Here is a 23,849-nt window from a genome sequence, read left to right as displayed (position 1 = left end):
CCGATAAGGAGCTTAGAATGATCCAAGACCGTTTAAACAACCGACCTAGAAAACGATTAGGATTTAAAACCCCCAATGAAGTATTTATGCAGTCCTTAAACCGTGTTGCACTTCGTGTTTGAATCTACGTTACATTCATGGGGGCGCAACATGCGTTTTACTGATAAAACCATTCTTGCAGGCGACATCACTCCAAAAGCCGTATTTGAAAACCGCCGCAATATTATCAAGACTGCTGCTGCAGGGGGCTTTGGAATGGCGCTGGCGCCCTGGTTCTCTAGAGAAGCGCTTGCTGCCAGTCCAGAAAAGTTGACTGCTACGCTTAATTCCGCCTATGCGAATAAGGATGATTTAACTGCCCTGAAGTACGTCACCAGCTACAACAACTTTTATGAGTTTGGTACTGATAAAGCTGATCCGGCAGCGTATGCCGGCACCTTACAGACAAGACCCTGGACCATCTCAATTGAGGGCTTGGTCAAAAAGCCAATGACACTTGATATTGATGCGCTTCTCAAGCTAGCCCCAATGGAAGAGCGAATTTATCGGATGCGCTGTGTTGAGGGTTGGTCTATGGTCATCCCTTGGGATGGTTACTCGCTCTCTAAGCTCATTAATAAATTAGAGCCACTGGGGTCTGCAAAGTATGTGGAATTTATTTCCTTAGCTGATCGCAAGCAAATGCCGGGGGTGAAGAGCAATATTATTGATTGGCCCTATAGTGAAGGCTTGCGTATGGACGAGGCCATGAATCCATTGACGCTGCTGACTTTTGGTTTATATGGTGAAGTCTTGCCAAAGCAGAATGGCGCCCCAGTCCGGATAGTGGTGCCCTGGAAATACGGCTTCAAGAGTGCCAAGTCGATAGTCAAAATTCGCTTTACAGAAGAGGTGCCTAAGACCAGTTGGAATCAGTTCGATGCGCGTGAGTATGGCTTCTATTCCAATGTCAATCCTCAGGTAGATCACCCGCGCTGGAGCCAAGCGGTTGAGCGTCGCATTGGTGACCCCAAGGGAATGTTTGCACCAAAGATTAAAACCCAAATGTTTAATGGCTATGGTGAACAAGTAGCTAGTATGTATACGGGCATGGATCTGAAGAAGTACTATTAGTAATGAGCAAAATTTACTCATTACTTTTTAGTGCCTGCATTTTGTTGTTTCACTTTTCTGCTTATGGGCAGGGAAGTGATGCACCGGTAAAGACGATTCCCTCTCTAGATGTACCGCGTTATTTAGGTACTTGGTATGAGATTGCTAAATATCCTAATTGGTTTCAGAAGAAGTGCGCTAGCAATACCAAGGCAGTCTATTCGGCTAGGGCTGACGGCACTCTAAAAGTGCTTAATAGCTGCAAAACGGCTGAGGGTGATCTATCAGAGGCCGAGGGTACGGCAAGGCAGATTGGGGCAAAAGACTCCCCCAAGCTTGAAGTGCGATTCGCACCCGCGTGGTTGGCTTTTATCCCTTTGGTATGGGGCGATTACTGGGTGATTGATCTAGATGCTCAGTATCAAGTGGCTGTCGTGAGTGACCCTCGCCGTGAATATCTTTGGATTCTGTCCAGAACGCCACAGTTAGACAAAAAAGTCTATGAAGATACCTTGGCGCGCATACAGACGCAGCAGTTTGATGTGCGTAAGTTAGAGCTAACTACTCAAGCAACTACAAAGTAAGTACAAAGCAACTCAGTTATGACTACGCATTTGCTGCCTCCTGGGATTGAAGTCTTTGAAAGAGGCTGGCTCTCCGCCAATAATATTTTTCACTTTGGTGAAAGTGATGTTTCCTTGGTGGACTCGGGATATTGTGCTCATCAAAATTTGACTATTGGTTTAGTTCAGAATGCTTTGCAAAAGCATCGCCTACTGAAATTAAATAAGATGGTCAATACCCACCTGCATTCAGATCACTGTGGCGGCAATGCTGCTTTAGTTGAGGCTTTTCATTGCGAGGTATACATTCCAGCTGCTGAAGCGATAGCAGTTAAAAACTGGGACAGCACTTTATTAAGTTACGACAACTTGGGACAGGAGTGCCCACAGTTTCCGCATCACGGTGTATTAGTTCCGGGCGAGGAAATATTGCTAGGAAGATATCTTTGGAAGATATTGGCGGCACCAGGGCACGATCCACACTCTGTCATGCTGTATCAGGCGGATCATCGCATCTTGATTTCAGCAGACGCCCTATGGGAAGAGGGTTTTGGGGTGATTTTCCCGGAGCTCTGGGGAGAGGCGGGTTTTGAGGAGGTAGCGCAAACCTTGGATCTAATAGAGACCTTGTCAGTCAATCTGGTGATTCCTGGGCATGGCGGGCCTTTTGTAGATGTTTCTAAATCTCTTGCCACAGCAAGATCAAGATTGGATTTCTTGGCATCTGATCCAGATCGTAATGCCCGCCACGGCGCTAAAGTATTGCTGAAATATCGTCTTTTAGAGTGGCGTAGTCGTGATCTTGCGCAAGTGAATGAATGGATTGTGAAAACGCCGGCGTTAATGAGCGCAGCAAAACTGCTCAATATGAACATAGATGAATTTACGCAGTGGCTACCTAAGGCCTTGGTAAAATCTGGCGCAGCAAAAATAGAGGATGAGACCTTAATTGACCTTGGCTGATCTTGACTAATCTTTTTTATCACCTGCTTGAAAAGCTCAGTGAAATTTTTCCGTAGACGGTCCAGTTGTAGAGTTGATACGTCTGCACAACTTGTTTGGCCCCACCAATGGCAATGAGAAGATTTTTGTTAATGCGTTGAGTCACCATGGCGTCGATTGGTACAAACCAGCCCCCACCTGCTAAGTTATATACAGCGCCATTCTCATCCCAGAAGCGAAGCTGGGTGCTAGAGCTCAGGTTTAGACCTACCGTTGGATAAAGTTCAAGATGATTATCGGCTGGAGGCAAACTAGCACTGGTAGGCGCCTTACGATTGAAGCCCATCATGTATCTGGCTAAAGGCGAAATATCCGAAAGAGTATTTTGACCACCACCTGCGGGTTTAAAGGAGGCGCTTACCTGAGGCCCTGCTAGCCATTGACCCGTGTTGCTGAGCGAGGCTAATATCCTGCTCCACATTTGCAAACTAATCAGCTTGACCACCCCAAATGGTGAGCATTGCATTGTTGGGTGAGTAGGTGCCGGTAGATTGTGCGGCAAGTGTTGGTCCATAGACGGCGGTATAAGCAGTATCCAACCTCATCGTGCCATGCCAGCTACCAAGATTTAAGGGGTTGTAATAGCGTAATTTAAGCGTATCAGCATAATTTCCAGATCCCTGGGCAGCATGGTAGTCCCAGAACTCCAGTATGTGATCTTGAGATCTTTCTTGGGATGCATTAACAAGCCCTAAAATAGGCGTGGAAGAGGGTTGCTCCATGGCGCACACTATAGCGGCAGGAATGCATAGCAAGGAAAAGGTGAGTGCACGCAGAAATACCATATAGGCATTAATATTAAATTACAAAACACTATTTACTAAAGATTTGAAGGGGAAGCATGGAACATACCGTATTAGTTACTGGTGCAACCGCTGGATTTGGAGAGGCAACAGCCCGACGTTTTTTGGCTCATGGCCACAAGGTGGTTGCAGTTGGCAGAAGAGTGGATCGATTAGAGGCTCTAAAGAACTCTTTGCCTGCTGAGCAGCAGAAAAAACTTCTCACCATGGTAGTTGATGTATGCAATAGCGATCAGGTCGATTCTCTGGCGAGTGCGCTACCAGCAGAATTTTCAAAGGTAACTGTTCTGGTGAATAATGCCGGACTCGCTTTGGGATTGGAGCCAGCCCACAAAGCATTTTTGAGTGACTGGGATCAAATGATTGATACCAACATTAAAGGACTCGTTCATATGAGTCGCGCCTTCTTGCCGGGTATGGTGGAGCGTAAATGTGGTCATGTGATTAATTTGGGTTCTGTTGCCGCAAATTATCCTTACCCGGGCGGCAATGTATATGGGGGCACCAAAGCATTTGTTAAACAATTTAGTTTAAATTTGCGCGCTGATCTGATTGGTACGCCAGTGCGAGTGACTTGTATAGAGCCTGGTATGTGCGCTGGCACAGAGTTCTCTAATGTTCGCTTTAAGGGCGACGACGACAAGGCGGAGAAAGTTTATACCGGAGTTCATGCTTTAAGTGCCGACGATGTAGCTGAGGCAATTTATTGGTCAGCCACTCTACCAAGTCATATGAATATTAATGTCTTGGAAGTGATGCCAGTTCAGCAGGCATTTAATGCATTTAATGTGCACCGCGGAGAGTTTTAAGTTTTAGTTTTATTCCACTGATAAAACTTGGGATACACGCGCATCACTACAGGGCCATCAAAGTCCCAAGATTTGCAGGTGCCCAAGTACAGTGGCGGCTTATCGCCATTCGGATCAAAGAATGCCCCCGGAATGGATTGATAAGCTGCAGTAGCAAGGTTAAAGAGAAGCTCTCGCAAATGCGTGCAGCCTTTGATTCCACCGAGATGGGTATCAATCGTTTTGCGCCAACCCTTACCTAGTCGCTCTCCAATCAGTGAGTCCATCGGTGGAATAGCTGCTGTGCATTCTGCATGGGGCTGTCCATCCATTACCGCTTCAATTGCCTTAATGACAAACTCTTTATCAAGCGTGACTCGAACCCACATGTCATGAAAGGCTTCGCCTGGTTGCCAGGTCTTTGCACTTGTTTGGAAGGGGTTTGTCTTGAAATCCTTGAGATGACCCTCGATATCCCATAAACCATCTTCTCGTGCGTAACCCTGAAAAGTAATTTCTCGAGTATGTAATAAGGAGCGTGATTTTGGGGTGGATAGCATGGGGATAGGACTATTAATTAAGGTAATCCAATGATAATGAATTGCAGTGCAAGCAGGCCTAACTTCATGCGGGCCTCCTCTGTAGTATCCTCTGCAGCATATGGCAAAACCTATCCCTCTAGAAAAAATTCTTTTTAGCCAAGGCTTTGGTACCCGTCGCTATTGTAGTGATTTGGTATATGCCGAGCTGGTCAAAGTAAATGGCGTGTTAGCTGAAGACCCAGAAGAAAGAATTTCTACAGAAAATTTGATGCTAAACGTAGAGGGTAAAGACTGGGAGTATCACGAGAAAGCTTACCTTGCTTTTAATAAGCCAGCCAATTACGAGTGTTCACATAAAACGACACACCATCCCAGTGTCTATAGCCTACTACCTAGTCCCTTTGTTGAGCGAGGGCTGCAATGCGTAGGGCGCCTAGACTATGACACCACTGGGTTGCTCTTGATCTCAGATGACGGTCAGTTTATTCACAAGATGACAACCCCGAAGAAAAATATTGGTAAGGTCTATGAAATCACCACACCAGAGCCTATTACACAAAAACAAATCGATCATTTAATGAGTGGCGTTGTGCTCGATGATGATCCAAAGCCTTGCTATGCCACAGCATGCAAGCAAATTTCTGATCATGTGTTAGCGATGACAATTGTTGAGGGACGTTACCATCAGGTAAAGCGCATGATGGCGGCAGTTGGAAATCATGTTGCCAAATTACACCGCACTGAAATTGGCGCATACCAAATGCCTACAGACTTAGCTGAGGGAGAATGGCGCTGGCTCTATCCGGAAGATTTAAAGCAACTCTCCCAAAGTGTTTCCACCTAAGGGCAGGCTATCTTGATAGTTGATGGTTTTGATTTAGAAAAAGAAATTTCCTTATGGTCTTTAGAGCTTGAGGGTAAGGCAATAGCACGCGAGTTTGTTTTTGCGGACTTTCAGCAAGCTTTTGAATTTATGACGCTATGCGCACAGTACGCTGAAAAAATAGATCACCATCCTGATTGGTCCAACTCTTGGAATACAGTTTCAGTCAAGCTCACTACCCATTCAGCTGCTACCTTAACTACATTAGATATTCAGTTGGCAAAGGCAATGGATGCCTTTGCTTCCCAAGTGAAGCGCGACTAATTAGTGCTCTTCACCTTCGTGTTCTTCCTCATTCATGCTCATGAGGATGGTGGCTAGCAAGCCATAGACTACTTCGGTGGAGATCATCCCGTCTTCATCTAGATCATCAATTAAGTCATTTAGACGATCCTCGGTTGGCTCGTTAAGCAAGGTCATTGCGCACTCGCACCCATAGTCAAAATCTTCATCATTCTGGGTTTGGTTTTCTTCGGTCATATTTATCCTTAATTGAGCTTTCAGGATAGCAAATTACAGCCCAATTCGATAGGGTTTTGCCCTAGACCGAGACATTTATGTGCGAGCGCAAAAAGTCCAGAATGATTTATAGTCTTTTTAAAAGAAAACCATAGGAGACAACATGCAATTAGACATTAATGGTCAGGTTCAGAATATTGATGTGGAGCCAAATATGCCTTTGTTGTGGGCTATTCGGGAGGTGGTAGGACTCACTGGCACGAAGTATGGCTGCGGTATTGCGCAGTGCGGAGCTTGCACTGTCTACCTCAATGGCGAGCCAGTTCGCTCTTGTTCAATTCCAGTATCTGCGGTTGGTAAAGCCAAAATTACCACTATTGAAGCGCTCTCTAAAAACAATACACATCCAGTACAGCAAGCTTGGGTTGCACTCGATGTTCCTCAGTGCGGTTATTGCCAATCAGGTCAAATCATGGCAGCTGCCGCTCTCTTAAAGAGAAATCCAAAACCCACTGATGCCGATATCGATAATACCATGGGTAATCTATGCCGTTGTGGAACGTACCAAAAAATTCGGGATGGAATTCATGTTGCTTCTGGACAAAAGAAATTGGTGGATGTCTTGGCGCAGTACAACGCTACTCCTGCGACACGTGGTTAAGGAAAAGAACGTGACAACTAAAAATTTAACTCTCAATTTAGAAAACGCCTCCCGTCGTGATTTCATCATCAAGGGCTCCATCCTGGGTGGCGGACTGATGCTGGGCATAGGCGCCTTGCCTGATTTAACATTTGCTCAAGCGGGCGTGAAATACGATCCAAATACACCGCTGCAAGCAGGTGAAGCTGAAGTCAATGCTTGGGTCAGCATTAAGCCAGACGATACCGTCTATATCAGAATTGCTCGCTCGGAGATGGGTCAAGGAACACGTACAGGCCTGGCTCAATTAGTTACTGAAGAGCTAGAGTGCAATTGGAAAAAGGTAAAAACTCAGTCAGCTACTCCAGGACAAAGTTTGGCGCGTAAACGCGTGTGGGGTGAGCATGGTACTGGCGGTAGCCGCGGTATTCGAATCTCTGAGGACTATGTGCGCCGTGGCGCAGCAGCGGCTCGCATTATGTTGATGCAGGCAGCGGCCAATCAGTGGAATGTTCCTGTTGCAGAGTTGACAGTAGACAAGGGTGTGATCACTCATAAAGCAACGGGTCGCAAAACGACCTACGGCAAAGTAGCTGAGCTAGCATCTGCCTTAACTCCGCCTGATCCAAAGTCGATTGCCCTGCGGGATCCTAGAGAATGGAAGGTCGCCGGCCAGCCTTATGCGCGTTTAGATACTGCTAATAAAGTGAATGGATCTAAGGTTTACGGAGTCGATTTACAGCTCCCTGGAATGTTGTGTGCTTCTGTGAAGGCCTGCCCTGTATTTGGTGGCAAATTGGTAAGTTATGACGAAGCCAAAATTAAAGAGATGCGTGGTGTAAAGGGTGTGGTTAAGATTGATGACAGCACTATAGCGGTAGTTGCTGATACCTGGTGGCATGCAAATACAGCGCTTAATGCGTTGCCTATTGTTTGGGATGAGGGTAAAGCGGCCAGCGTCTCCCAAGATGGCATTAATAAAATGTTGCGTGATGGCTTGGATGAGGAAGGCGACTTTTGGCAACGCAAAGAAGGTGATGCACCTGCAGCTATTAATAGCGCTGCCAAAAAAGTCGAAGCCATCTATTACACGCCTTATCGTGCTCACGTCACGATGGAGCCTATGAATGCCACTGTCAAAATCACGGGTGATCGTGCTGAGGCATGGGTACCTACTCAAAATGGTGAGGGTTCTCACGCAGCTTTATCTGAAGCTACTGGCTTACCACTCGCAAATTGTGAAGTGTATAAATTGGATTCGGGTTGTGGGTTGGGTCGTCGTGGATCCATGCAAGACTTCACAACCTTAGCCGCCAAGGTGGCGAAAAAGTTTCCAGGGGTCCCGGTCAAAGTCATTTGGAGTCGTGAAGAAGACATGACACATGATTACTACCATCCGATAGCGATGGCAAAGATGACTGCTGGTATTGACGGCTCTGGCAATGTCACTGGTATGCACATCAAGGTCGCAGGTCAGTCGATTAATGCCACATTAGCACCTCAGGCCATTAAAAATGGTAAAGATGAACGTCAGCTCCAAGGCTTTTATGAGAAGGGTCCTGATGCGCAACTTGGCTATACCTTCCCGACGCTCTTAACCGAGTATGTGATGAAGAATACCCATGTGCCAGTTGGCCCATGGCGCGGCGTGAACACGAACCAAAATGGCATCTTCATGGAATGCTTTATGGATGAGTGTGCCAAGGCGGCAGGTAAGGATTCTGTAAAATTTAGGCAGGCCCTCATGCAAAGTCATCCAAAGCATTTGGGTGTACTGAATGCTGCTGCCAAAAAAGCGGATTGGGATAAACCATTGCCAGTAGGGACCTATCGAGGCGTTGCTCAGTTCATGGGCTATGCCAGTTACTCTGCATGCGTTGCTGAAGTGACAGTGCAGAATAATGTGGTGAAGGTTACACGCTTGGTATTTGCCTTAAATTCGGGGCATGTCGTCAATCCCTACTTAACCCGGGAGCAAATTGAAGGCTCTGTAGCGATGGCATTAGGCGCAATCTTCTTGCCGGAAATCTCTGTAGAAAATGGCCGCATCAAACAGCAGAATCTGGATACTTACCCGCTGTTGAAATTATCAGCTACGCCAAGGATCGAAACAGTCTTGGTCCCTAGTTTTGATTTTTGGGGTGGAGTAGGTGAGCCAACAATCTGTGTAGTTGGTCCCGCTGTTGCGAATGCCATTTCTGCTGCGATAGGTAGACCGGTTCGAAATTTCCCGCTGAGCAAGGAAGGGCTGAGTTTGGCTTAGTCCTAGCTTAAGTTCAGATTAAGCACGAAACGCACGGCAATTGATTAAACGACCCCATTGATTCTGAATCGCTGGGGTCGTTTAATATGGCTTATGAATTTGATTAAGACATCGGCCTTCTTGCTTTCTTTACTACCGCTAGCCCGTTTAGTTTGGCTTGGCGACCACGAGGGCCTAGGTGCTAACCCAATTGAATTTATTACCCGATCCACTGGTACTTGGGCATTGGTTTTTCTGTGTATTACGCTGGCGATGACCCCTTTACGCTTGATGACGGGATTGACTGTTTGGGTAAAGTTGCGTCGTATGCTGGGGCTTTTTTGTTTCTTCTACGCCTGCATCCACTTTTCGATTTGGTTTTGGTTGGATCAGAATTTAAATATTCAATCCATGTGGAGTGATGTTGTAAAGCGCCCCTTCATTACGATGGGCTTTCTAACCTTGGTATTACTTGTCCCATTGGCGGCGACATCAAATCGTTGGGCAGTTCGTCAGCTTGGCAGGCGTTGGACTTTATTGCACAAGCTTGTGTACTTAATCGCATGTACTGCAATAGTTCACTATTGGTGGCACAAGGCAGGTAAAAATGATTTGGGAACAGTCTCGATTTATGGGGCAGTTATTTTTCTATTGCTGATGTGCCGTATCCCAGCAGTCAGAAATGTTCTCCAGAGTTACCGAAGTAATTCGCTTGGATGAAGTAATGACTGCTGCCATACAATGGGCCTTATGAATACATTCTTCTCGAGGTTAAGTTCAGTTCTGTTATTGATGGGTGTTTTGGCTTGTTCTCAAACCCCTCCCCAGCCCCCTGGGTCTGATACTTTTTCCCCATATACCCCCCAGCAGATCCAGGGCTTTAATAAGCAAGCTCTGTCGCCGGTAGAGGGGCCATTTGGCCCGGTCGATCCAAGAGCAGAAGATGCTCGTATAGCTAAAGAGCGTGCATTGGATGCGAAATTTTACAATCAACCACAGGGTGAAGAAGAGGCTGAGACACCAGAAACGCAATCAGTCGACCCCAATCGAGCCACGAAATCAGTCATTACTTTCTAGGCTAGCGTTAGCTCAGGAATAGAGTCTATTTGCAATAGCGCTTGCGCTTCCTCTGGTGTGGCATTTAGCCATGCTTTAAAAAGTTCAGGTCGCAAGGGAACCACAGTACGTTTCTCATCTTCGGCCTTATGCATTCGTTGCATTACTGGGTGATTACTAGCATCGATAGTGAGCATGGAAAATGAAACGATCAGTTCACCAGTTTCGGGCTCAGTCCAGGTATCCCAGATAGAGGCAATTGCCATTGGTTCGTAATTGGCTTGCTTGATAGCAGTTCGAACTGCTTTTCCAGATTCATAACAAGGCTCATAAAAAGTATCCGCCAAGGCTAAGGCGTAATGTCGCCTGGTCCAGGCAAACTTGTAAGAGGGTTTTTCAGCTACCGTTTCAATTCTCGCGTTATAAGTTTTTCTGCCGAAGGTTTCTTCTTTAGCCCGGGATGGTAAAAGGCCAAAGCGTGCTAAACCGATTGCGGTACGGTCAGTATTATGACTTTTGAGGATGATGGGTCCCGGATAGCTTGGGAATACATCATGAGCCATTGATATGGGTAATTCGAGGTCAAAGTGGGTTTTTACCCAATCAACATTTACGGTAGTGAGATATTGAACACACATAAAGCTATTTTACTGCGCCTTATTGCTGTTGACCCCATGCCTGCTGGTAGTATTGAGGCTAAATTTTAGAAAGATATCTTCCTTATGAAACCTTTTGTCTCTGTTTTGAATCCAATGATCGTTCGTTTAATCGCTGCAGGCTTGTTGACCGGTGCACTTGTTGGCGGTGCTTATGCCCAGCAGAGTGGTTTACCCATTAATGCTGCAGCCTCTGTTAATGGAATCATTATTACTAATGATATGGTGGAGCAGGGAATTAAAGTGGCGCTTTCACAAGGGCAAAAAGATTCTCCAGAGTTACGCAAAGTGGTGATCGAGAAATACATTGAAGTACTACTGCTTTCACAACAAGCAGAAAAAGATGGTTTAGCAAACTCAGAAAAAGCCAATACACAACTGATGATGATTCGTCAAAATTATTTGGCAGATTTAGAGCTGTCAACTTATATGGCTAAAAATCCAATCACCGAAGCAGATGTTCAGGCTGAATACAACAAGGAGATTGCCTCCTTGGGCCCTCAGGGCATGATTGCCGAATATAAAGTGAGTGATCTTGCAGTAGCTAGCGAAGCCGATGCTCAAGCTGCCTTGGCACGTATTAAGAAAGGCGAGCCATTTGATAAGGTTGCCAAGAGTGTTTCATTGGCCCCAAACAAAGTACAGGGCGGTGCAGTGGGCTGGGTTCAGCCTGGTCAAGTGGCTCCACAATTAGCTTCTGTATTGGCAACCCTTTCTAAGGGCCAGGTTTCACCAGCGCCAATTCAGATGCAACAAGGTTGGTATTTAATTAAGCTGGAAGATAAGAAATCAAGCAAGCCACCAACATTCGAGCAAGCTAAGGCGGGTATTCTTGCCGGCATGACACAAAGAAAGCAGTACGAATTCTTGGGCCAGATTGCAAAAGATGCAAAGATTGTGGTTCAGTAAAAGCGGCAATGCTTTAATGTGAAGAAGGACTCCAAGGAGTCCTTTTTTATTTCCGTTCTAGTGTAATGAAGCTAAAGTTAACATCACCTTCGGATCCAGGGGTGCGCTCTACTTCTTTCCAATCCGATTCATTGGGAACTTCAAAAAAGGTATCGCCACCCTCAATATCCATATCGATCTCAGTAATATAGAGTCGATCTGCTTTCGGAAAGGCCTGCGTGAAGAGTTGCTCACCGCCAATGACAAAAACACGTGAGAACTCACTTAAGCTTTTTAAAGCTTCATCGAGTGATCCGACTAATTCGCCGCCAGTAGCTTGATAACTTGCATTGCGGCTTACTACGATGTTGCGACGTCCAGGAAGTGGGCGTCCAATGGATTCCCAGGTCTTACGACCCATGATCACAGGGTGCCCCATGGTCACGCGCTTAAAGAACTGCAAATCAGCCGAGATCTTCCAAGGCATTTGATTGTCGCGGCCAATGACGTGATTGCTTGAGCGCGCAACAATCATAGAAATAGCAGGTTGAGTCATAAGTAGGATTCTTAAATGGCTACAGGAGCTTTAATGTGAGGATGAGATTCATAGCCGACGATTTCGAAGTCTTCAAACTCATAATCAAAGATTGAATCAGGCTTGCGCAAAATATTAAGCTTAGGTAAGGGGAAGAAGTTCCTCGATAACTGAAGTTCCACTTGTTCTAGATGGTTACTATATAAATGACAGTCACCACCCGTCCAAACAAAGTCACCCACTTCCAGGTTGCATTGTTGCGCCATCATATGCGTTAGCAATGCATAGCTGGCAATATTAAAGGGCACGCCCAAGAAGATATCCGCACTACGTTGGTAGAGCTGGCATGACAACTTGCCATCGGCCACATAAAACTGAAAGAAGGCGTGACAAGGTGCTAAAGCCATGCGAGGAATATCCGCTACGTTCCATGCGGAAACAATAATGCGACGCGAGTCTGGATTCTTTTTAATGGTCTCCACTACTTCTGAGATTTGATCGATATGCTGACCATTCGGCGCAGGCCATGAACGCCACTGATAGCCATAGATGGGGCCTAAATCACCATCGGGTGCTGCCCATTCATTCCAAATCGATACGCCGCGCTCTTTCAACCAGTTATTGTTTGTGCTGCCCTTGAGGAACCAGAGTAATTCATAAATGATTGACTTCAGGTGAAGCTTTTTGGTGGTCACCATGGGGAAGCCATCGGCCAAGTTAAATCGCATCTGGTGCCCAAATACGGAGACTGTGCCAGTTCCAGTCCTGTCGGACTTTTGAACCCCTTTGGCGAGAACTTCTTTCATGAGATCGTGATATTGATGCATATAGATTGGCTAAAAGTGGTTATGTATTAACGAATTAAGGATAGCTTACTCGAATGTGGATGACTTCACCCCCAAGGCTTTGTGAAGCTTGGGGGAGGTGGTTGTGTACTGGAGTTGAATCTGTTTTTCGGGGTTTAGGTATGCTGCCGCAGCAAAGGCGGCAAGAGCTGCCTCATGAAATCCAGACAGGATCAATTTTTTCTTACCGGGGTAGACATTGATATCGCCAACAGCGTAAATCCCAGGAGTACTGGTTTGAAATTTCTCGGTATCAACGCAGATTTGTTTGCGATCGATATTTAGACCCCATTCGGCGATCGGGCCTAACTTAGGAGAGAGTCCATAAAATACCAAAAGATCATCTAGGGGAATATGTCTAGATTCGCCACCAATGTTGGTGAAGACTATTTCAGTGAGACGACCCTCTTTTGCTTCGAAGCCGGTCACTTGTCCGATGAGAAGGTGCAGCTGTTTGTTAGCGCAAAGTTCGCGCATTCTAGCAATCGATTTTGGCGTAGCCTTGAAGTCATCACGACGATGAATTAAGGTAACGCTAGCCGCAATTTCAGAAAAATGAATTGCCCAATCTAAAGCCGCATCTCCACCACCACAAATCACAATTCTTTTCCTCGCAAATTGCTCGGGATTTTTAACGTGATAGAAGAGTTGTTTGTCCACAAAGGCATCAATGCCCTCAAGGTTGATGGTACGTGGCTGAAAGGCCCCAACACCACCAGCAATGAATACAGATCTACTTAGAAAGTGATTGTCTTGCGAGGTGCTAATGAGAAAGCGGCCATCGGCTTGGGGTTCAACCTTGGTAACCTCTTGACCCAAATGAAATTGAGCGCCAAAGGGTGCAATTTGCTTTAGTAAATTGTTGGTGAGTTCGCGACCAGTACAGACTGGTATCGCAGGAATATCGTAGATGGGTTTATCTGGGTATAACTCAATGCATTGACCACCAACCTCTAGGAGTGAATCAATCACATGCGCTTTAATTTCTAAGAGGCCTAATTCAAAAACCTGAAAGAGACCCACAGGACCGGCTCCAATGATGACAGCATCGGTTTCTATAGGTTTATTCGACACCAATTTCTTTGGCTAGAAAATTACTTTACTAGCTGATCAAGTTTGTTTTTAACATCTTTCCATTCTTCGGCATCCGGAAGAGCTGCTTTGGACTTAGTAATCGAAGTCCAAGAAGGGGAAAGTTCAGCATTGAGTTTGATGAATGCCTGTTGGTCACCAGGGACATCATCTTCAGCGTAAATAGCGTTAACAGGACACTCTGGAACGCAAACTGCGCAATCGATGCATTCATCTGGATCAATCACTAAAAAATTAGGACCTTCGCGAAAGCAGTCAACTGGGCAAACATCAACGCAGTCGGTGTATTTGCAACGGATACAGGCTTCGGTAACAACGTAAGTCATGGTGGTTTTGTTTCAAGAGCCCCAAAAAGCCGGGTGCTTAGTTATAAAACCTCAATTTTAGCTGAAATAGCCTATTTTTCAGGCGAAAGGGTCTATTTAGTTGAGGTAAAGTTCCCACTATGAATACACAGCCCAATAGCCTAGTTAATCAGCAAAAACCCAAGATTTTGGTGGCAAGAGCCATTTTTCCAGAGGCATTAGCCAAATTAGAGGAATCTTTTGAGGTGAGATCCAATCAGGAGGATCGGATTTTTAGTCCTGAAGAGTTGCAAAAAGAACTCTCTGGGGTTGTAGGGGCTTTAGTTGCAGGTAGTGAAAGAATTGATGCAAACGCCTTAATGCATGCCAAAGATCTAAAAATTGTGGCCAATATTTCTGTGGGATATAACAATTTTGATGTTCCAGCAATGACTGCTGCTGGTGTGTTGGCAACGAATACGCCAGATGTTTTAACTGACACAACAGCTGACTTTGGCTTTGCCTTATTGATGGCGACCGCAAGGCGTATAACTGAATCTGAGCACTGGGTGCGGGCAGGGCAGTGGGACAAATGGTCGATTGTGAATAATCCCCTTGGCATGGATTTGCATCACAGTACAGTAGGCATTATTGGTATGGGCCGAATTGGTCAAGGCATTGCAAAGCGCGCATTGGGTTTTGGTATGAATGTGATTTATCACAATCGCAGTCATTTATCAGAAGCTGATGAAAAAGCCTGTGGCGCTACATATGTTTCTAAAGAAGAATTGCTTCGCACCGCTGATCACGTAGTTCTGGTGTTGCCTTATAGCGCCGAGAGTCATCATACGATTGGCGCCAAAGAAATTGCCCTTATGAAACCAACGGCAACCCTGATAAACATTGCCCGTGGTGGCATTGTGGATGATGCGGCTCTGGCTCAAGCTCTCAAGGAGAAAAGAATCTTTGCGGCTGGCTTAGATGTATTCGAAGGCGAGCCCAAAGTGCATCCCGAGTTATTGAAATTGAATAACGTAGTACTTGCTCCACACATTGCTAGCGCTACAGAAAAAACACGTAGAGCGATGGTGGATTTAGCGGTAGATAATTTACGTGCAGTGCTTGAAGGAAAAAAACCACCCAGTCTTATTAATGCAGAAGTCTACAAAGCTTAGTAAAAAAATAAAGCCGAGCATTACTCGGCTTTATTGCTTGGAAATAGCTCCGAATATTGAATTTTTACTCGGCGTCAATTTCTTCTGGCAATTCGCGTAACGCTAATTCAATACCGCCGAATTTTCCAGCAACCCAGTTATAGACTTTGCAGGCAATCCACAACAATCCAAACCCGAGCAGGGCATTGAGAATAAGCGCGGACAACACAGTAAATCCTGGGATAGCACCGTCACGAATGAAGGCTACAAATAGAGCCAACAATACAATCGGTACAGAGAAGCAGAGGTAAACCAAAACTAAGGTTTTGGCGGTATGCATTGGGTCTAGAAAGACGAGTTCTTTTTTGCTAAGTTTCATGATGACGCAATCTTAAAGCAGTCCATCAAAAAGCGCTATATCTAGCCAGTCTCCAGGGGCAACATTTCCCTGTTCGTGAGCTAGGATCACAAAGCAATTAGCTTCACTCATCGAGCGCAAAATCCCAGCGCCCTGGCTGCCAGTCAGAAGTACCGTTGGCTTGCCATCGGCTCCACGCCCCAGAATAGCGCGCTGAAATTCTGTTCGGCCTGGCTTTTTCCGAATGGGTGCTTCGGCAATAGCCTGGGTAAGAGGTGGTTCAGTTTGATTGGCACCATTGAGCTGTAAAAGTGCTGCTCGAACAAATTGATAGAAGGTCACCATGACCGCCACTGGATTTCCGGGTAAACCAAAGAAGAGTGTTTTGCGAGCAGGGAATTTTCCAGAGACTGGTTTGAGAACTCCAAACGCCATAGGGCGTCCTGGGCGCATAGCGATTTTCCAGAAACCGACATCACCCAACTCTTGCATGATCTGTTTCGTGAAATCTGCTTCACCAACCGAAACGCCCCCAGAAGAAATCAATACATCTGCTTTGCTAGCTGCCTCAATAAAGGCTTGCTTCAAAGAGACGGGATCATCGTGCACAATTCCGCAGTCAATGATCTCTAAATTCAGGCGATTGAGTAAACCAGTAAGACTGTAGCGGTTACTGTCATATATGCTGCCTGCATCCAATGCTTGGCCTAGCGCGCGCAATTCATCACCGGAAGACAAAATGGCTACTTTGAGTTTGCGCTTTACTGGTAAGGAGGCAATACCAAGTGATGCAGCTAGACCTAGATCAGAAGGGCGCAGTAAGCGACCCGCAGCAATTGCAGGTTTACCCTTTTTAAGATCCTCGCCACGTAGGCGTCTGTTCTCACCTGGTCTTAATTGATCTTGTTTGAATTCAATTACATTCTCATCTTCAGCGCTTGTGAATTCTTGTGGAATGACGGTATCACAGCCAGCAGGCATCACGGCACCCGTCATGATCTTTAGGCATTCCCCAGGACCAATGCTGCCTTCAAAGGGTTTGCCAGCAAGCGCTGTACCAATCACTCTTAAGGTGATGGCCGTGCTGTTGGTGTCGAGACATTTGCCATCAAATGCAAAACCATCCATAGCTGAATTGTCTGCAGCCGGAACATCAATAGGTGAAAGTAAATCGGCTGCCAATATCCGATTAATCGCTTGATCCAATGCAACAGTTTCAACATCTGCAGGATCATTAATCGTCTTAGATTCTTCAATGAGATCTTCTACCAACGCAGCAATTGCCTTACGTGCATCATCAACATGTAGTGACGAGGTCAAGAGAATTGCTTGGTTTGGGGAATGACTCATGCCGATACTTCTTCTAGTGACTTTAGCTCTTTAGGGGTATTTATATTGGCGAATACCTGCGGATCTTCAAAAACCACAGTGCTACTTCTCAACCCTTTAAACCAACGATCAATTTTGAGATCCCCTTTTTGGAGGAATTGATCCAATGAATCTTGCAAGTTACTACGCATAAGACAAAAAACAGGCTGCGCCCATACTTTGCCATCCGCTTCTTTGGTGGAGGCGTACACCAATTGAAAATCACCTCGCTCCATCTCAGCAATTAATAACTCTGCGAGATTATTGGGTAACAGGGGGGAGTCGCAAGGTGAAGTTAGGAGATAAGCCGTCTTGCAGGACTTCAAGCCTACAGAGAAGCCCGCTAATGGCCCTGAAAAATCTGGCGTTTCATCCATGATCACTGGATACCCATAGCTCGCATACTTTGTGATGTTGCGGTTGGCATTAATCACAATAGTTTGCACCTGGGGCTTGAGCTTTGTAATAGTTGACTCAATGAGTGGTTTGCCATGGAAAGGAATAAGACCTTTATCGATGCCACCCATGCGTTGCGCGCGTCCACCAGCAAGTATGAGTCCAGTAATGTCTTTAGTAGAAATCATTAACCACCAATGTAAGACATTTCAACCTTGCGGTTACCAGATAACAGATTCGCGGTATGCGAACCCCGAATTTCTGAATAGTGATCGTCGCGAGTTGACCAGGTATTCATTACCGCATTAGCGATTTCTAAATCACTCTTGCCAGAGCGCAATAGGGTTTTGAAATCAAAACCTTCATTGGCAAAAAGACAAAGATACATTTGCCCATCTGTCGAGATGCGCGCTCTAGAGCATTCGTGACAGAAAGTTTGAGTAACACTGGAGATCACGCCAATCTCGCCAGAGCCATCGACATAGCGCCAGCGCTGTGCAACTTCGCCGGTATAGTTGGCTTCAACAGGCTCCAGAGGAAAAGCTTCATGAATTCTGGCAATGACTTCTTTGGATGGAAGAACCTGCTCCATATTCCAGCCATTAGAGCTGCCCACATCCATAAATTCAATAAAACGCAGAATGACGCCGCTACCTTTAAAGTGCTTAGCCATTGCAATAATCTCATGATCGTTGGTACCTTTTTTCACCACCATATTTACTTTGATGTTCTGGAAGCCTGCTTCTTGTGCTGCGGCAATTCCGTCAAGTACATCGGCAACTGGGAAATCGACATCATTCATTTTCTTAAAGATCGCGTCATCCAAACCATCAAGACTCACTGTCAATCTTTGCAGGCCGGCTGTTTTTAAAGCAACGGCTTTCTTGCGCAAGATGCTACCGTTAGTAGTCAGAGTAAGGTCCAGCGCTTTATCTTCTGGTGTGCGCACTTTGGCCAACATCTCAATCAGCACTTCTAAGTTCTTGCGCAGCAAAGGCTCGCCACCGGTTAATCTAATTTTTTCAACGCCTAATGTGGCAAAGATAGAAGTGAGGCGAGTGATTTCTTCAAAGCCCAGTAATTCTTTATGAGCTAAGTAAGGATAGTTTTGGTCAAACACTTCCTTGGGCATGCAATAGGTACAGCGGAAGTTACAGCGATCAGTCACTGAGATACGGAGATCTCTTAGGGTACGTCCCCGAGTGTCTTTCGTATGACCGTGAGGAGTGACGAGTTCGACACCAATGGGTGGCGTTAGGCCTTTGCCTTCGTCTATTCGGATGGGGATTACTTTTTCAACCATATACGTAATTATGGCTGTGAAACGGGGTTTCTGCCAAACCGCCAAATATCCTTTTGGGATAAATGGCGGTCTGGAGAAAAAGCTTCAATAAGCGTTAAACCGTTTTTTCTTGGCCGCCGGTTTCTACTAAAACCATTGGACCATCGTGAAGACTAACGGCCGGTTTAGGTGCCCTACCCAAGTTATCAGCAACAGGCTCTGCCTGAATCTGACTTTGAGCATCAGCATGCTTTGAAGAGTCGGTAGCGACCCAAATCATGCCGGCTGATTGCACAACGCTGTGCAATGGAGTTTCTTCAAGCGCCTGGAAGGCAACCTTAGGAAGCTCTGGTGCAGGTTTGGCAATTACTTCTAACGTGGCAGCCGCAACAGCAACTGGTGCTGGAGTAGATGCGGGAGCAGAGTTTTGTGCAGGACGATTTGATTGACGTGGAGCACGTGGTGCGCGCTCTTGTCTTTCTTGTTTCTCTGCTACAGGTTTTGCGTTACCAAAGCTGTTCGCAATGTTCTGAATAGGCATGCTTGCAGATGCACCAGCCATACCTACTGGAGGGCCTGCAAATGGGCTTGCTGCCACAGCTGTTGCTGGTGTATTAGCAACATCATTGCCACCTTCAGTACGCTCGCCACGTTGACCACGACCACGACCACGACGGTTGCGACCACGACCGCGACGCTCTTCACCCTCAGCGCCTGGAGTAGTTTCGCTACCAGGAGCGGCTTCAGTTGCAGGCGTTACTGCTGCTGGATTAGCTTGATTGCGGTTCGCATCTTGACGTTCTGGCTTCGGACCATTTTGATTGCCCTGGTTACGATTGCCGTTACGGTTGTTGCGGTTGCGATTGTTGTTAGCACCTTCTGTTGGAGTACCTTCAGCTGCAGCCGCTGCTGGGCGCTCAGTACGCTCGCCACGACGGTTGCGACCACGATTGCGATCGTTACCATTGCGGCCTTGATTACGGCCACGCGGGTTGCTTGGTGCAGGCTTCTCTTCAACTGCTGGGGATGAGGAGAACAGCTTCTTGATAAATCCAAAGAGACCGCCAGAACTTTCAGTCACCACTTTTTCAGTACGTGCAGGACGTGGCTGACTGACTGGTGCAGGTTGTGTCGGAGTGATGCCTTTAACTGCTGCTTCTGGACGTACTTTTACATCCGCATCTTTTTTGCTAACTGTTGTGTCTGTCTCGAGTTCGCGAGCAGCTTCTTCCGCCATCACATAGCTAGCCTTCTGGTCGTCAAGACGTGGGTCGTCATGACGCAAGCGCTCTAGTTTGTAATGTGGAGTTTCTAAATGCTTGTTAGGAACCATCAAGACGTTCACTTTGAAGCGAGTCTCGATCTTGATGACTTCAGCACGTTTTTCATTCAGGAGGAAGGCAGCCACTTCGACTGGTACCTGTGTATGAATCGCTGCTGTGTTTTCCTTCATCGCTTCTTCTTGGATGATGCGCAGAACTTGCAAGGCAGAAGATTCAGTATCGCGAATGTGGCCAGTGCCGTTACAACGTGGGCAGGTGACATGGCTGCCTTCAGACAATGCAGGACGCAAGCGCTGACGAGACATTTCCATCAAGCCAAACTTGGAGATTTTACCCATCTGAACACGAGCACGGTCATGACGCAGAGCATCGCGTAAGCGATTCTCAACATCTTTCTGGGCCTTGCTCGATTCCATATCAATGAAGTCGATCACGATCAAGCCACCCAAGTCACGTAAACGTGCTTGACGGGCAATTTCATCAGCAGCCTCTAAGTTGGTACGAGTTGCAGTCTCTTCGATATCAGAGCCACGGGTTGCACGTGCTGAGTTGACGTCGACTGAAACCAAGGCTTCAGTATGGTCGATCACGATTGCGCCGCCAGATGGCAATGGCACAGTGCGTGAGTAAGCAGTTTCAATTTGATGCTCAATTTGGAAGCGAGAGAACAAAGGCACATCGTCTTGATAGCGCTTTACTCGTGGCAAATTGTCAGGCATCACTACAGACATAAATGCTGCAGCTTGTTCGTAGATGTCATCGGTATCGATGAGGATCTCACCAATATCAGGCTGGAAGTAATCCCGAATCGCACGAATCACTAAGCTAGATTCGAGGTAGATTAGCAATGGAGCAGAGTTGCCTTTAGCAGCTTCATCAATTGCTTTCCACAATTGCATGAGGTAACTTAAGTCCCACTGCAATTCAGTAGCATCACGACCAATACCAGCGGTACGAGCAATGATGCTCATGCCATCTGCTACTTCTAATTGAGCCATCGCTTCGCGGAGTTCTTGACGGTCTTCACCTTCAATACGGCGGGAAACGCCACCTCCACGTGGGTTATTCGGCATGAGAACCAAATAACGACCTGCCAAGGAGATAAAGGATGTGAGGGCTGCGCCTTTTTGGCCGCGCTCTTCTTTTTCTACTTGAACAATGATTTCTTGACCTTCGCGCAAAGCATCCTTAATGGAAGCATTGCGGACGTCGATACCTTCTTTAAAGTAACTGCGAGCTACTTCCTTAAACGGCAAGAAGCCATGACGCTCTTCGCCGTAATTAACAAAGCAGGCCTCAAGTGAAGGTTCAATACGGGTAATGACACCTTTGTAGATATTGCCTTTGCGTTGTTCACGGCCGGCAGCTTCGATATCGATATCAATGAGTTTTTGACCATCAACGATGGCAACTCGCAACTCTTCTTGTTGAGTTGCATTAAACAACATGCGTTTCATAACACTCTCCTATGGGGGAGGGCGTCGTTGCGCGCTGCGTTAGGGGACAAGTTAGATACCACTTGGGACTAAGCCCAAGGCGGTTTATGAGTGTGGATCATGCAAATCTAGACATTTTTTGCCTAGTTCACCAGCTTAACTGTTGGTTAATTTGGTGCCACACCTGACGATCGCCGCAGAGACCTCCTTTAGGTCATCAATGCAGGCGCGCGCCTGAAAACTGTCTTCTAATCGCGGGTCGCGGCATACGGCACACCAACCCTGCGCCTCATTAAACGGGGGAGGGGCAACCCCGGGAGTCTTTTAAAGGGCGACTCCAAGCTCCACGATTCAAACCTGACTTCAGGCTGGTCTCGGGCCAATAAATTGGCTAGAGCGTTGATTATACGGCACAAGTTGCGTGACAATGGGGTATTGTTGAGTCCCTTGTCATCCCCTGGTGGGGTCACAAGAGAGATAAATCATGAAATCCGAACCCATTTCCAAGCCCTTAAAGGCGAAAACACCCACTACTGCAGCGCCTGCTGCAGTGCATCTTCAGACCATTGGTCCCGAAGAGGCCGGTCAACGCCTAGACAACTATTTGTTGCGTTGGGCTAAAGGAGTTCCCAAAAGCCATGTTTACCGAATTATTCGATCTGGCGAGGTCCGAGTCAATAAAAAGCGGGCTGAGCCAACAACCCGTCTGATTGAGGGGGATGTGGTGCGGCTGCCCCCGGTTCGAATTGCTGAACCTGCCCAAATGGCTGCTGTCAATAGCGCTCAAACCAAATCTCGGGCACATGGCTACTCAGACAAAATGCCGATTCTTTTTGAAGACGAAGCACTCTTAATAGTAAATAAGCCAACGGGTCTAGCGGTGCATGGTGGCTCAGGCATCGCACTTGGTGTCATTGAGACCCTGCGCATTACCCGTCCAGAGCTCAAGTTTTTGGAATTAGTTCATCGCTTAGACCGTGACACATCAGGCGTTTTACTCTTGGCTAAAAAGCGGAGCGCTTTGGTGGAGCTGCATCGTCAAATTCGTGAGGGTCAAACGGATAAGCGCTATTACTTGCTTGCACATGGTGAAATTGTCCAGGGCGCTCAAACTATGCAACTCAAATATCCGCTGCATAAATATCTTCTGCCTAATGGCGAGCGTCGCGTTCGCGTGGATCCAGATGGATTACCAAGCCATACCTCTTTAAGAGTGACTAAAGTACTCAAGCGTGAGGGCGCATCAATTACTCTCGCTGAGGCGCAACTCAAGACGGGGCGCACTCATCAGATTCGGGTGCACTTGCAAAAATTGGGTCACGCAATTTTGGGTGATGATAAGTATGGCTTTGAAGATTTGGATAAAGTAGTTAAATCCAAGCGCTTGTATCTACACGCTCATCTGGCTGGTTTTACTCATCCGCGTACTGGCGAAAAGATGCGGATTGAGTCGCCATTGCCCGCAGAATTTACCGCCATGATGAAAACCTTTGAGCAGTAAATATCACAATGTCTCAAGCAAATAAATCGAATCGACCCTATGACCTGATTGTGTGGGATTGGGATGGAACCATCATGGATTCCACACCAACCATCGTGCATTGTATTCAGCAAGCCTGTCGCGATTTGGGCTTTAAAGCGCCTGACGACACATTAGCGAGTTCAGTCATTGGTTTGGGAATACAGGATTCATTGCGCAGAGCTGTGCCTTGGATAGAGCCGACCCATTTCCCAAAGCTGACTGAGCGTTTTCGTTATCACTACTTAGCCAAAGATCATGAGCTCGATTTGTTTGTAGGCATTCGAGAACTTTTAGAAGAGTTGTATGCTAAACAGTATTTACTAGCTGTTGCCACTGGAAAGTCACGCGTCGGATTGGATCGCTCGCTTGGGCATCATCAGATCGGCCATCTCTTTCATGAGACCCGTACAGCAGATGAATCTTTTTCTAAGCCTCATCCAGGAATGTTGCTTGAGCTGTCGGATGTGACTCAAGTGCCGACACGTCGCATGCTGATGATTGGCGACACAACCCACGACCTCGATATGGCGGCAAATGCTGGGGTTGATGCTGTAGCTGTGACTTATGGCGCTCACCCACCTGATACTTTAAAAGCTTCACCATCATTAACGCATGTGGATGATGTCGCGCAACTCTCGCAATGGCTTAAAAATAACCTGCAACACTAAGGAAGCAAAAAG

Annotated in this window: 28 protein-coding genes; 14 read left to right on the top strand and 14 right to left on the bottom strand. The window is 46.6% G+C overall.

The window, feature by feature from the left end; all coding sequences use genetic code 11:
- Positions 1–150: 150 nt before the first annotated feature.
- The 3 genes from msrP to ICN40_RS04695 are packed head-to-tail and all read left to right on the top strand — an operon-like array spanning position 151 to position 2,618.
- Positions 151–1,113, top strand: coding sequence for a protein-methionine-sulfoxide reductase catalytic subunit MsrP (gene msrP, locus ICN40_RS04705; protein WP_216242453.1), 963 nt, complete (start codon positions 151–153; stop codon positions 1,111–1,113).
- Positions 1,114–1,115: 2 nt separating this feature from the next.
- A complete protein-coding gene (locus ICN40_RS04700) occupies positions 1,116–1,676 on the top strand; it encodes a lipocalin family protein (RefSeq protein WP_216242451.1) in 561 nt (186 codons plus the stop codon).
- A gap of 18 nt (positions 1,677–1,694) precedes the next feature.
- On the top strand, positions 1,695–2,618 hold the full coding sequence (locus tag ICN40_RS04695) for an MBL fold metallo-hydrolase (RefSeq protein ID WP_216242449.1): 924 nt from the start codon (positions 1,695–1,697) through the stop codon (positions 2,616–2,618).
- 19 nt (positions 2,619–2,637) lie between these two features.
- Here the strand turns inward: ICN40_RS04695 and ICN40_RS04690 are convergent, their stop codons facing one another.
- Positions 2,638–3,078 carry a hypothetical protein gene (locus ICN40_RS04690; protein WP_216242447.1) on the bottom strand — a complete coding sequence of 147 codons (441 nt, stop codon included), beginning with the start codon at positions 3,076–3,078 and terminating at the stop codon, positions 2,638–2,640.
- Positions 3,079–3,085: 7 nt separating this feature from the next.
- Positions 3,086–3,379 (bottom strand): hypothetical protein, encoded by a 294-nt coding sequence (locus ICN40_RS04685; protein WP_216242444.1) that lies wholly within the window; start codon positions 3,377–3,379, stop codon positions 3,086–3,088.
- 119 nt (positions 3,380–3,498) lie between these two features.
- On the opposite strand from ICN40_RS04685, the gene ICN40_RS04680 reads away from it, so the two are divergent.
- Entirely contained in the window at positions 3,499–4,269 is a 771-nt protein-coding gene (locus tag ICN40_RS04680) for an SDR family oxidoreductase (protein WP_216242443.1), read from the top strand.
- On the opposite strand, the gene ICN40_RS04675 is transcribed toward ICN40_RS04680, so the two are convergent.
- The gene (locus tag ICN40_RS04675; RefSeq protein ID WP_216242442.1) at positions 4,266–4,808 is read right to left on the bottom strand and encodes a DUF2889 domain-containing protein; all 543 of its coding nucleotides are present in this window, start codon (positions 4,806–4,808) and stop codon (positions 4,266–4,268) included. The genes ICN40_RS04680 and ICN40_RS04675 overlap by 4 nt on opposite strands.
- 100 nt (positions 4,809–4,908) lie before the next feature.
- Here ICN40_RS04675 and ICN40_RS04670 point away from each other — a divergent pair, with 100 nt between their 5' ends.
- Both ICN40_RS04670 and ICN40_RS04665 read left to right on the top strand, forming a co-directional pair.
- Positions 4,909–5,634: a pseudouridine synthase gene (locus ICN40_RS04670; protein WP_216242441.1), complete on the top strand. Its 726-nt coding sequence runs from the start codon at positions 4,909–4,911 to the stop codon at positions 5,632–5,634.
- A 12-nt stretch (positions 5,635–5,646) separates the two neighbouring features.
- Positions 5,647–5,937 (top strand): 4a-hydroxytetrahydrobiopterin dehydratase, encoded by a 291-nt coding sequence (locus ICN40_RS04665; RefSeq protein WP_216242440.1) that lies wholly within the window; start codon positions 5,647–5,649, stop codon positions 5,935–5,937.
- Here ICN40_RS04665 and ICN40_RS04660 read toward each other — a convergent pair whose 3' ends face one another.
- Positions 5,938–6,153 (bottom strand): hypothetical protein, encoded by a 216-nt coding sequence (locus ICN40_RS04660; protein WP_072583161.1) that lies wholly within the window; start codon positions 6,151–6,153, stop codon positions 5,938–5,940.
- A gap of 142 nt (positions 6,154–6,295) precedes the next feature.
- Here ICN40_RS04660 and ICN40_RS04655 point away from each other — a divergent pair, with 142 nt between their 5' ends.
- From ICN40_RS04655 to ICN40_RS04640, 4 genes are all read left to right on the top strand, one after another.
- On the top strand, positions 6,296–6,793 hold the full coding sequence (locus ICN40_RS04655) for a (2Fe-2S)-binding protein (protein ID WP_216242439.1): 498 nt from the start codon (positions 6,296–6,298) through the stop codon (positions 6,791–6,793).
- A gap of 10 nt (positions 6,794–6,803) precedes the next feature.
- Entirely contained in the window at positions 6,804–9,035 is a 2,232-nt protein-coding gene (locus ICN40_RS04650; RefSeq protein WP_308281767.1) for a molybdopterin cofactor-binding domain-containing protein, read from the top strand.
- A 93-nt stretch (positions 9,036–9,128) separates the two neighbouring features.
- Complete coding sequence (gene msrQ / locus ICN40_RS04645; protein WP_216242438.1) at positions 9,129–9,734, top strand: protein-methionine-sulfoxide reductase heme-binding subunit MsrQ; 606 nt, start codon at positions 9,129–9,131, stop codon at positions 9,732–9,734.
- Positions 9,735–9,764: 30 nt separating this feature from the next.
- Positions 9,765–10,091: a hypothetical protein gene (locus ICN40_RS04640; RefSeq protein WP_255561172.1), complete on the top strand. Its 327-nt coding sequence runs from the start codon at positions 9,765–9,767 to the stop codon at positions 10,089–10,091.
- Here ICN40_RS04640 and ICN40_RS04635 read toward each other — a convergent pair.
- A complete protein-coding gene (locus ICN40_RS04635) occupies positions 10,088–10,708 on the bottom strand; it encodes an SOS response-associated peptidase (protein WP_216242436.1) in 621 nt (206 codons plus the stop codon). The two genes, ICN40_RS04640 and ICN40_RS04635, sit on opposite strands and share 4 nt — an antisense overlap.
- Positions 10,709–10,792: 84 nt before the next feature.
- Here ICN40_RS04635 and ICN40_RS04630 point away from each other — a divergent pair, with 84 nt between their 5' ends.
- Positions 10,793–11,635, top strand: coding sequence for a peptidylprolyl isomerase (locus ICN40_RS04630; RefSeq protein WP_237767757.1), 843 nt, complete (start codon positions 10,793–10,795; stop codon positions 11,633–11,635).
- Between the two features lie 46 nt (positions 11,636–11,681).
- Here ICN40_RS04630 and ICN40_RS04625 read toward each other — a convergent pair whose 3' ends face one another.
- The 4 genes from ICN40_RS04625 to fdxA are packed head-to-tail and all read right to left on the bottom strand — an operon-like array spanning position 11,682 to position 14,412.
- A complete protein-coding gene (locus ICN40_RS04625; protein ID WP_216242434.1) occupies positions 11,682–12,170 on the bottom strand; it encodes a dihydrofolate reductase in 489 nt (162 codons plus the stop codon).
- Between the two features lie 11 nt (positions 12,171–12,181).
- Positions 12,182–12,976, bottom strand: coding sequence for a thymidylate synthase (locus ICN40_RS04620; RefSeq protein ID WP_216242431.1), 795 nt, complete (start codon positions 12,974–12,976; stop codon positions 12,182–12,184).
- Between the two features lie 45 nt (positions 12,977–13,021).
- Positions 13,022–14,068: an NAD(P)/FAD-dependent oxidoreductase gene (locus tag ICN40_RS04615; RefSeq protein ID WP_216242429.1), complete on the bottom strand. Its 1,047-nt coding sequence runs from the start codon at positions 14,066–14,068 to the stop codon at positions 13,022–13,024.
- A 20-nt stretch (positions 14,069–14,088) separates the two neighbouring features.
- Positions 14,089–14,412: a ferredoxin FdxA gene (fdxA, locus tag ICN40_RS04610; RefSeq protein ID WP_216122099.1), complete on the bottom strand. Its 324-nt coding sequence runs from the start codon at positions 14,410–14,412 to the stop codon at positions 14,089–14,091.
- A gap of 119 nt (positions 14,413–14,531) precedes the next feature.
- Here fdxA and ICN40_RS04605 point away from each other — a divergent pair, with 119 nt between their 5' ends.
- Positions 14,532–15,545 (top strand): D-glycerate dehydrogenase, encoded by a 1,014-nt coding sequence (locus tag ICN40_RS04605; protein ID WP_216242427.1) that lies wholly within the window; start codon positions 14,532–14,534, stop codon positions 15,543–15,545.
- A gap of 64 nt (positions 15,546–15,609) precedes the next feature.
- Here the strand turns inward: ICN40_RS04605 and ICN40_RS04600 are convergent, their stop codons facing one another.
- The 5 genes from ICN40_RS04600 to ICN40_RS04580 form a co-directional block, all read right to left on the bottom strand.
- Entirely contained in the window at positions 15,610–15,903 is a 294-nt protein-coding gene (locus ICN40_RS04600) for a hypothetical protein (RefSeq protein WP_072583151.1), read from the bottom strand.
- A 12-nt stretch (positions 15,904–15,915) separates the two neighbouring features.
- Entirely contained in the window at positions 15,916–17,232 is a 1,317-nt protein-coding gene (gene glp, locus ICN40_RS04595) for a gephyrin-like molybdotransferase Glp (protein WP_216242426.1), read from the bottom strand.
- Positions 17,229–17,834 carry a molybdenum cofactor guanylyltransferase MobA gene (gene mobA, locus ICN40_RS04590; protein WP_216242425.1) on the bottom strand — a complete coding sequence of 202 codons (606 nt, stop codon included), beginning with the start codon at positions 17,832–17,834 and terminating at the stop codon, positions 17,229–17,231. Before mobA ends, glp begins: the two co-directional genes overlap by 4 nt.
- Positions 17,834–18,949: a GTP 3',8-cyclase MoaA gene (moaA, locus tag ICN40_RS04585; RefSeq protein WP_216242424.1), complete on the bottom strand. Its 1,116-nt coding sequence runs from the start codon at positions 18,947–18,949 to the stop codon at positions 17,834–17,836. The genes mobA and moaA overlap by 1 nt, the downstream gene beginning before the upstream one ends.
- Before the next feature lie 94 nt (positions 18,950–19,043).
- Positions 19,044–21,668 carry an Rne/Rng family ribonuclease gene (locus ICN40_RS04580; RefSeq protein ID WP_216242423.1) on the bottom strand — a complete coding sequence of 875 codons (2,625 nt, stop codon included), beginning with the start codon at positions 21,666–21,668 and terminating at the stop codon, positions 19,044–19,046.
- 463 nt (positions 21,669–22,131) lie between these two features.
- On the opposite strand from ICN40_RS04580, the gene ICN40_RS04575 reads away from it, so the two are divergent.
- Together ICN40_RS04575 and ICN40_RS04570 are read left to right on the top strand one after the other, a co-directional pair.
- Positions 22,132–23,148, top strand: a complete 1,017-nt coding sequence (locus ICN40_RS04575) for an RluA family pseudouridine synthase (protein WP_216242422.1) — start codon at positions 22,132–22,134, stop codon at positions 23,146–23,148.
- 8 nt (positions 23,149–23,156) lie between these two features.
- Positions 23,157–23,837 (top strand): HAD-IA family hydrolase, encoded by a 681-nt coding sequence (locus ICN40_RS04570; RefSeq protein WP_216242421.1) that lies wholly within the window; start codon positions 23,157–23,159, stop codon positions 23,835–23,837.
- Positions 23,838–23,849: the final 12 nt, after the last annotated feature.

This window comes from Polynucleobacter sp. Fuers-14 (assembly GCF_018882045.1).
GTDB lineage: Bacteria > Pseudomonadota > Gammaproteobacteria > Burkholderiales > Burkholderiaceae > Polynucleobacter.
Note: the sequence above shows the minus strand (reverse complement) of the source record. Positions and strands in the feature narration are given on the sequence as shown.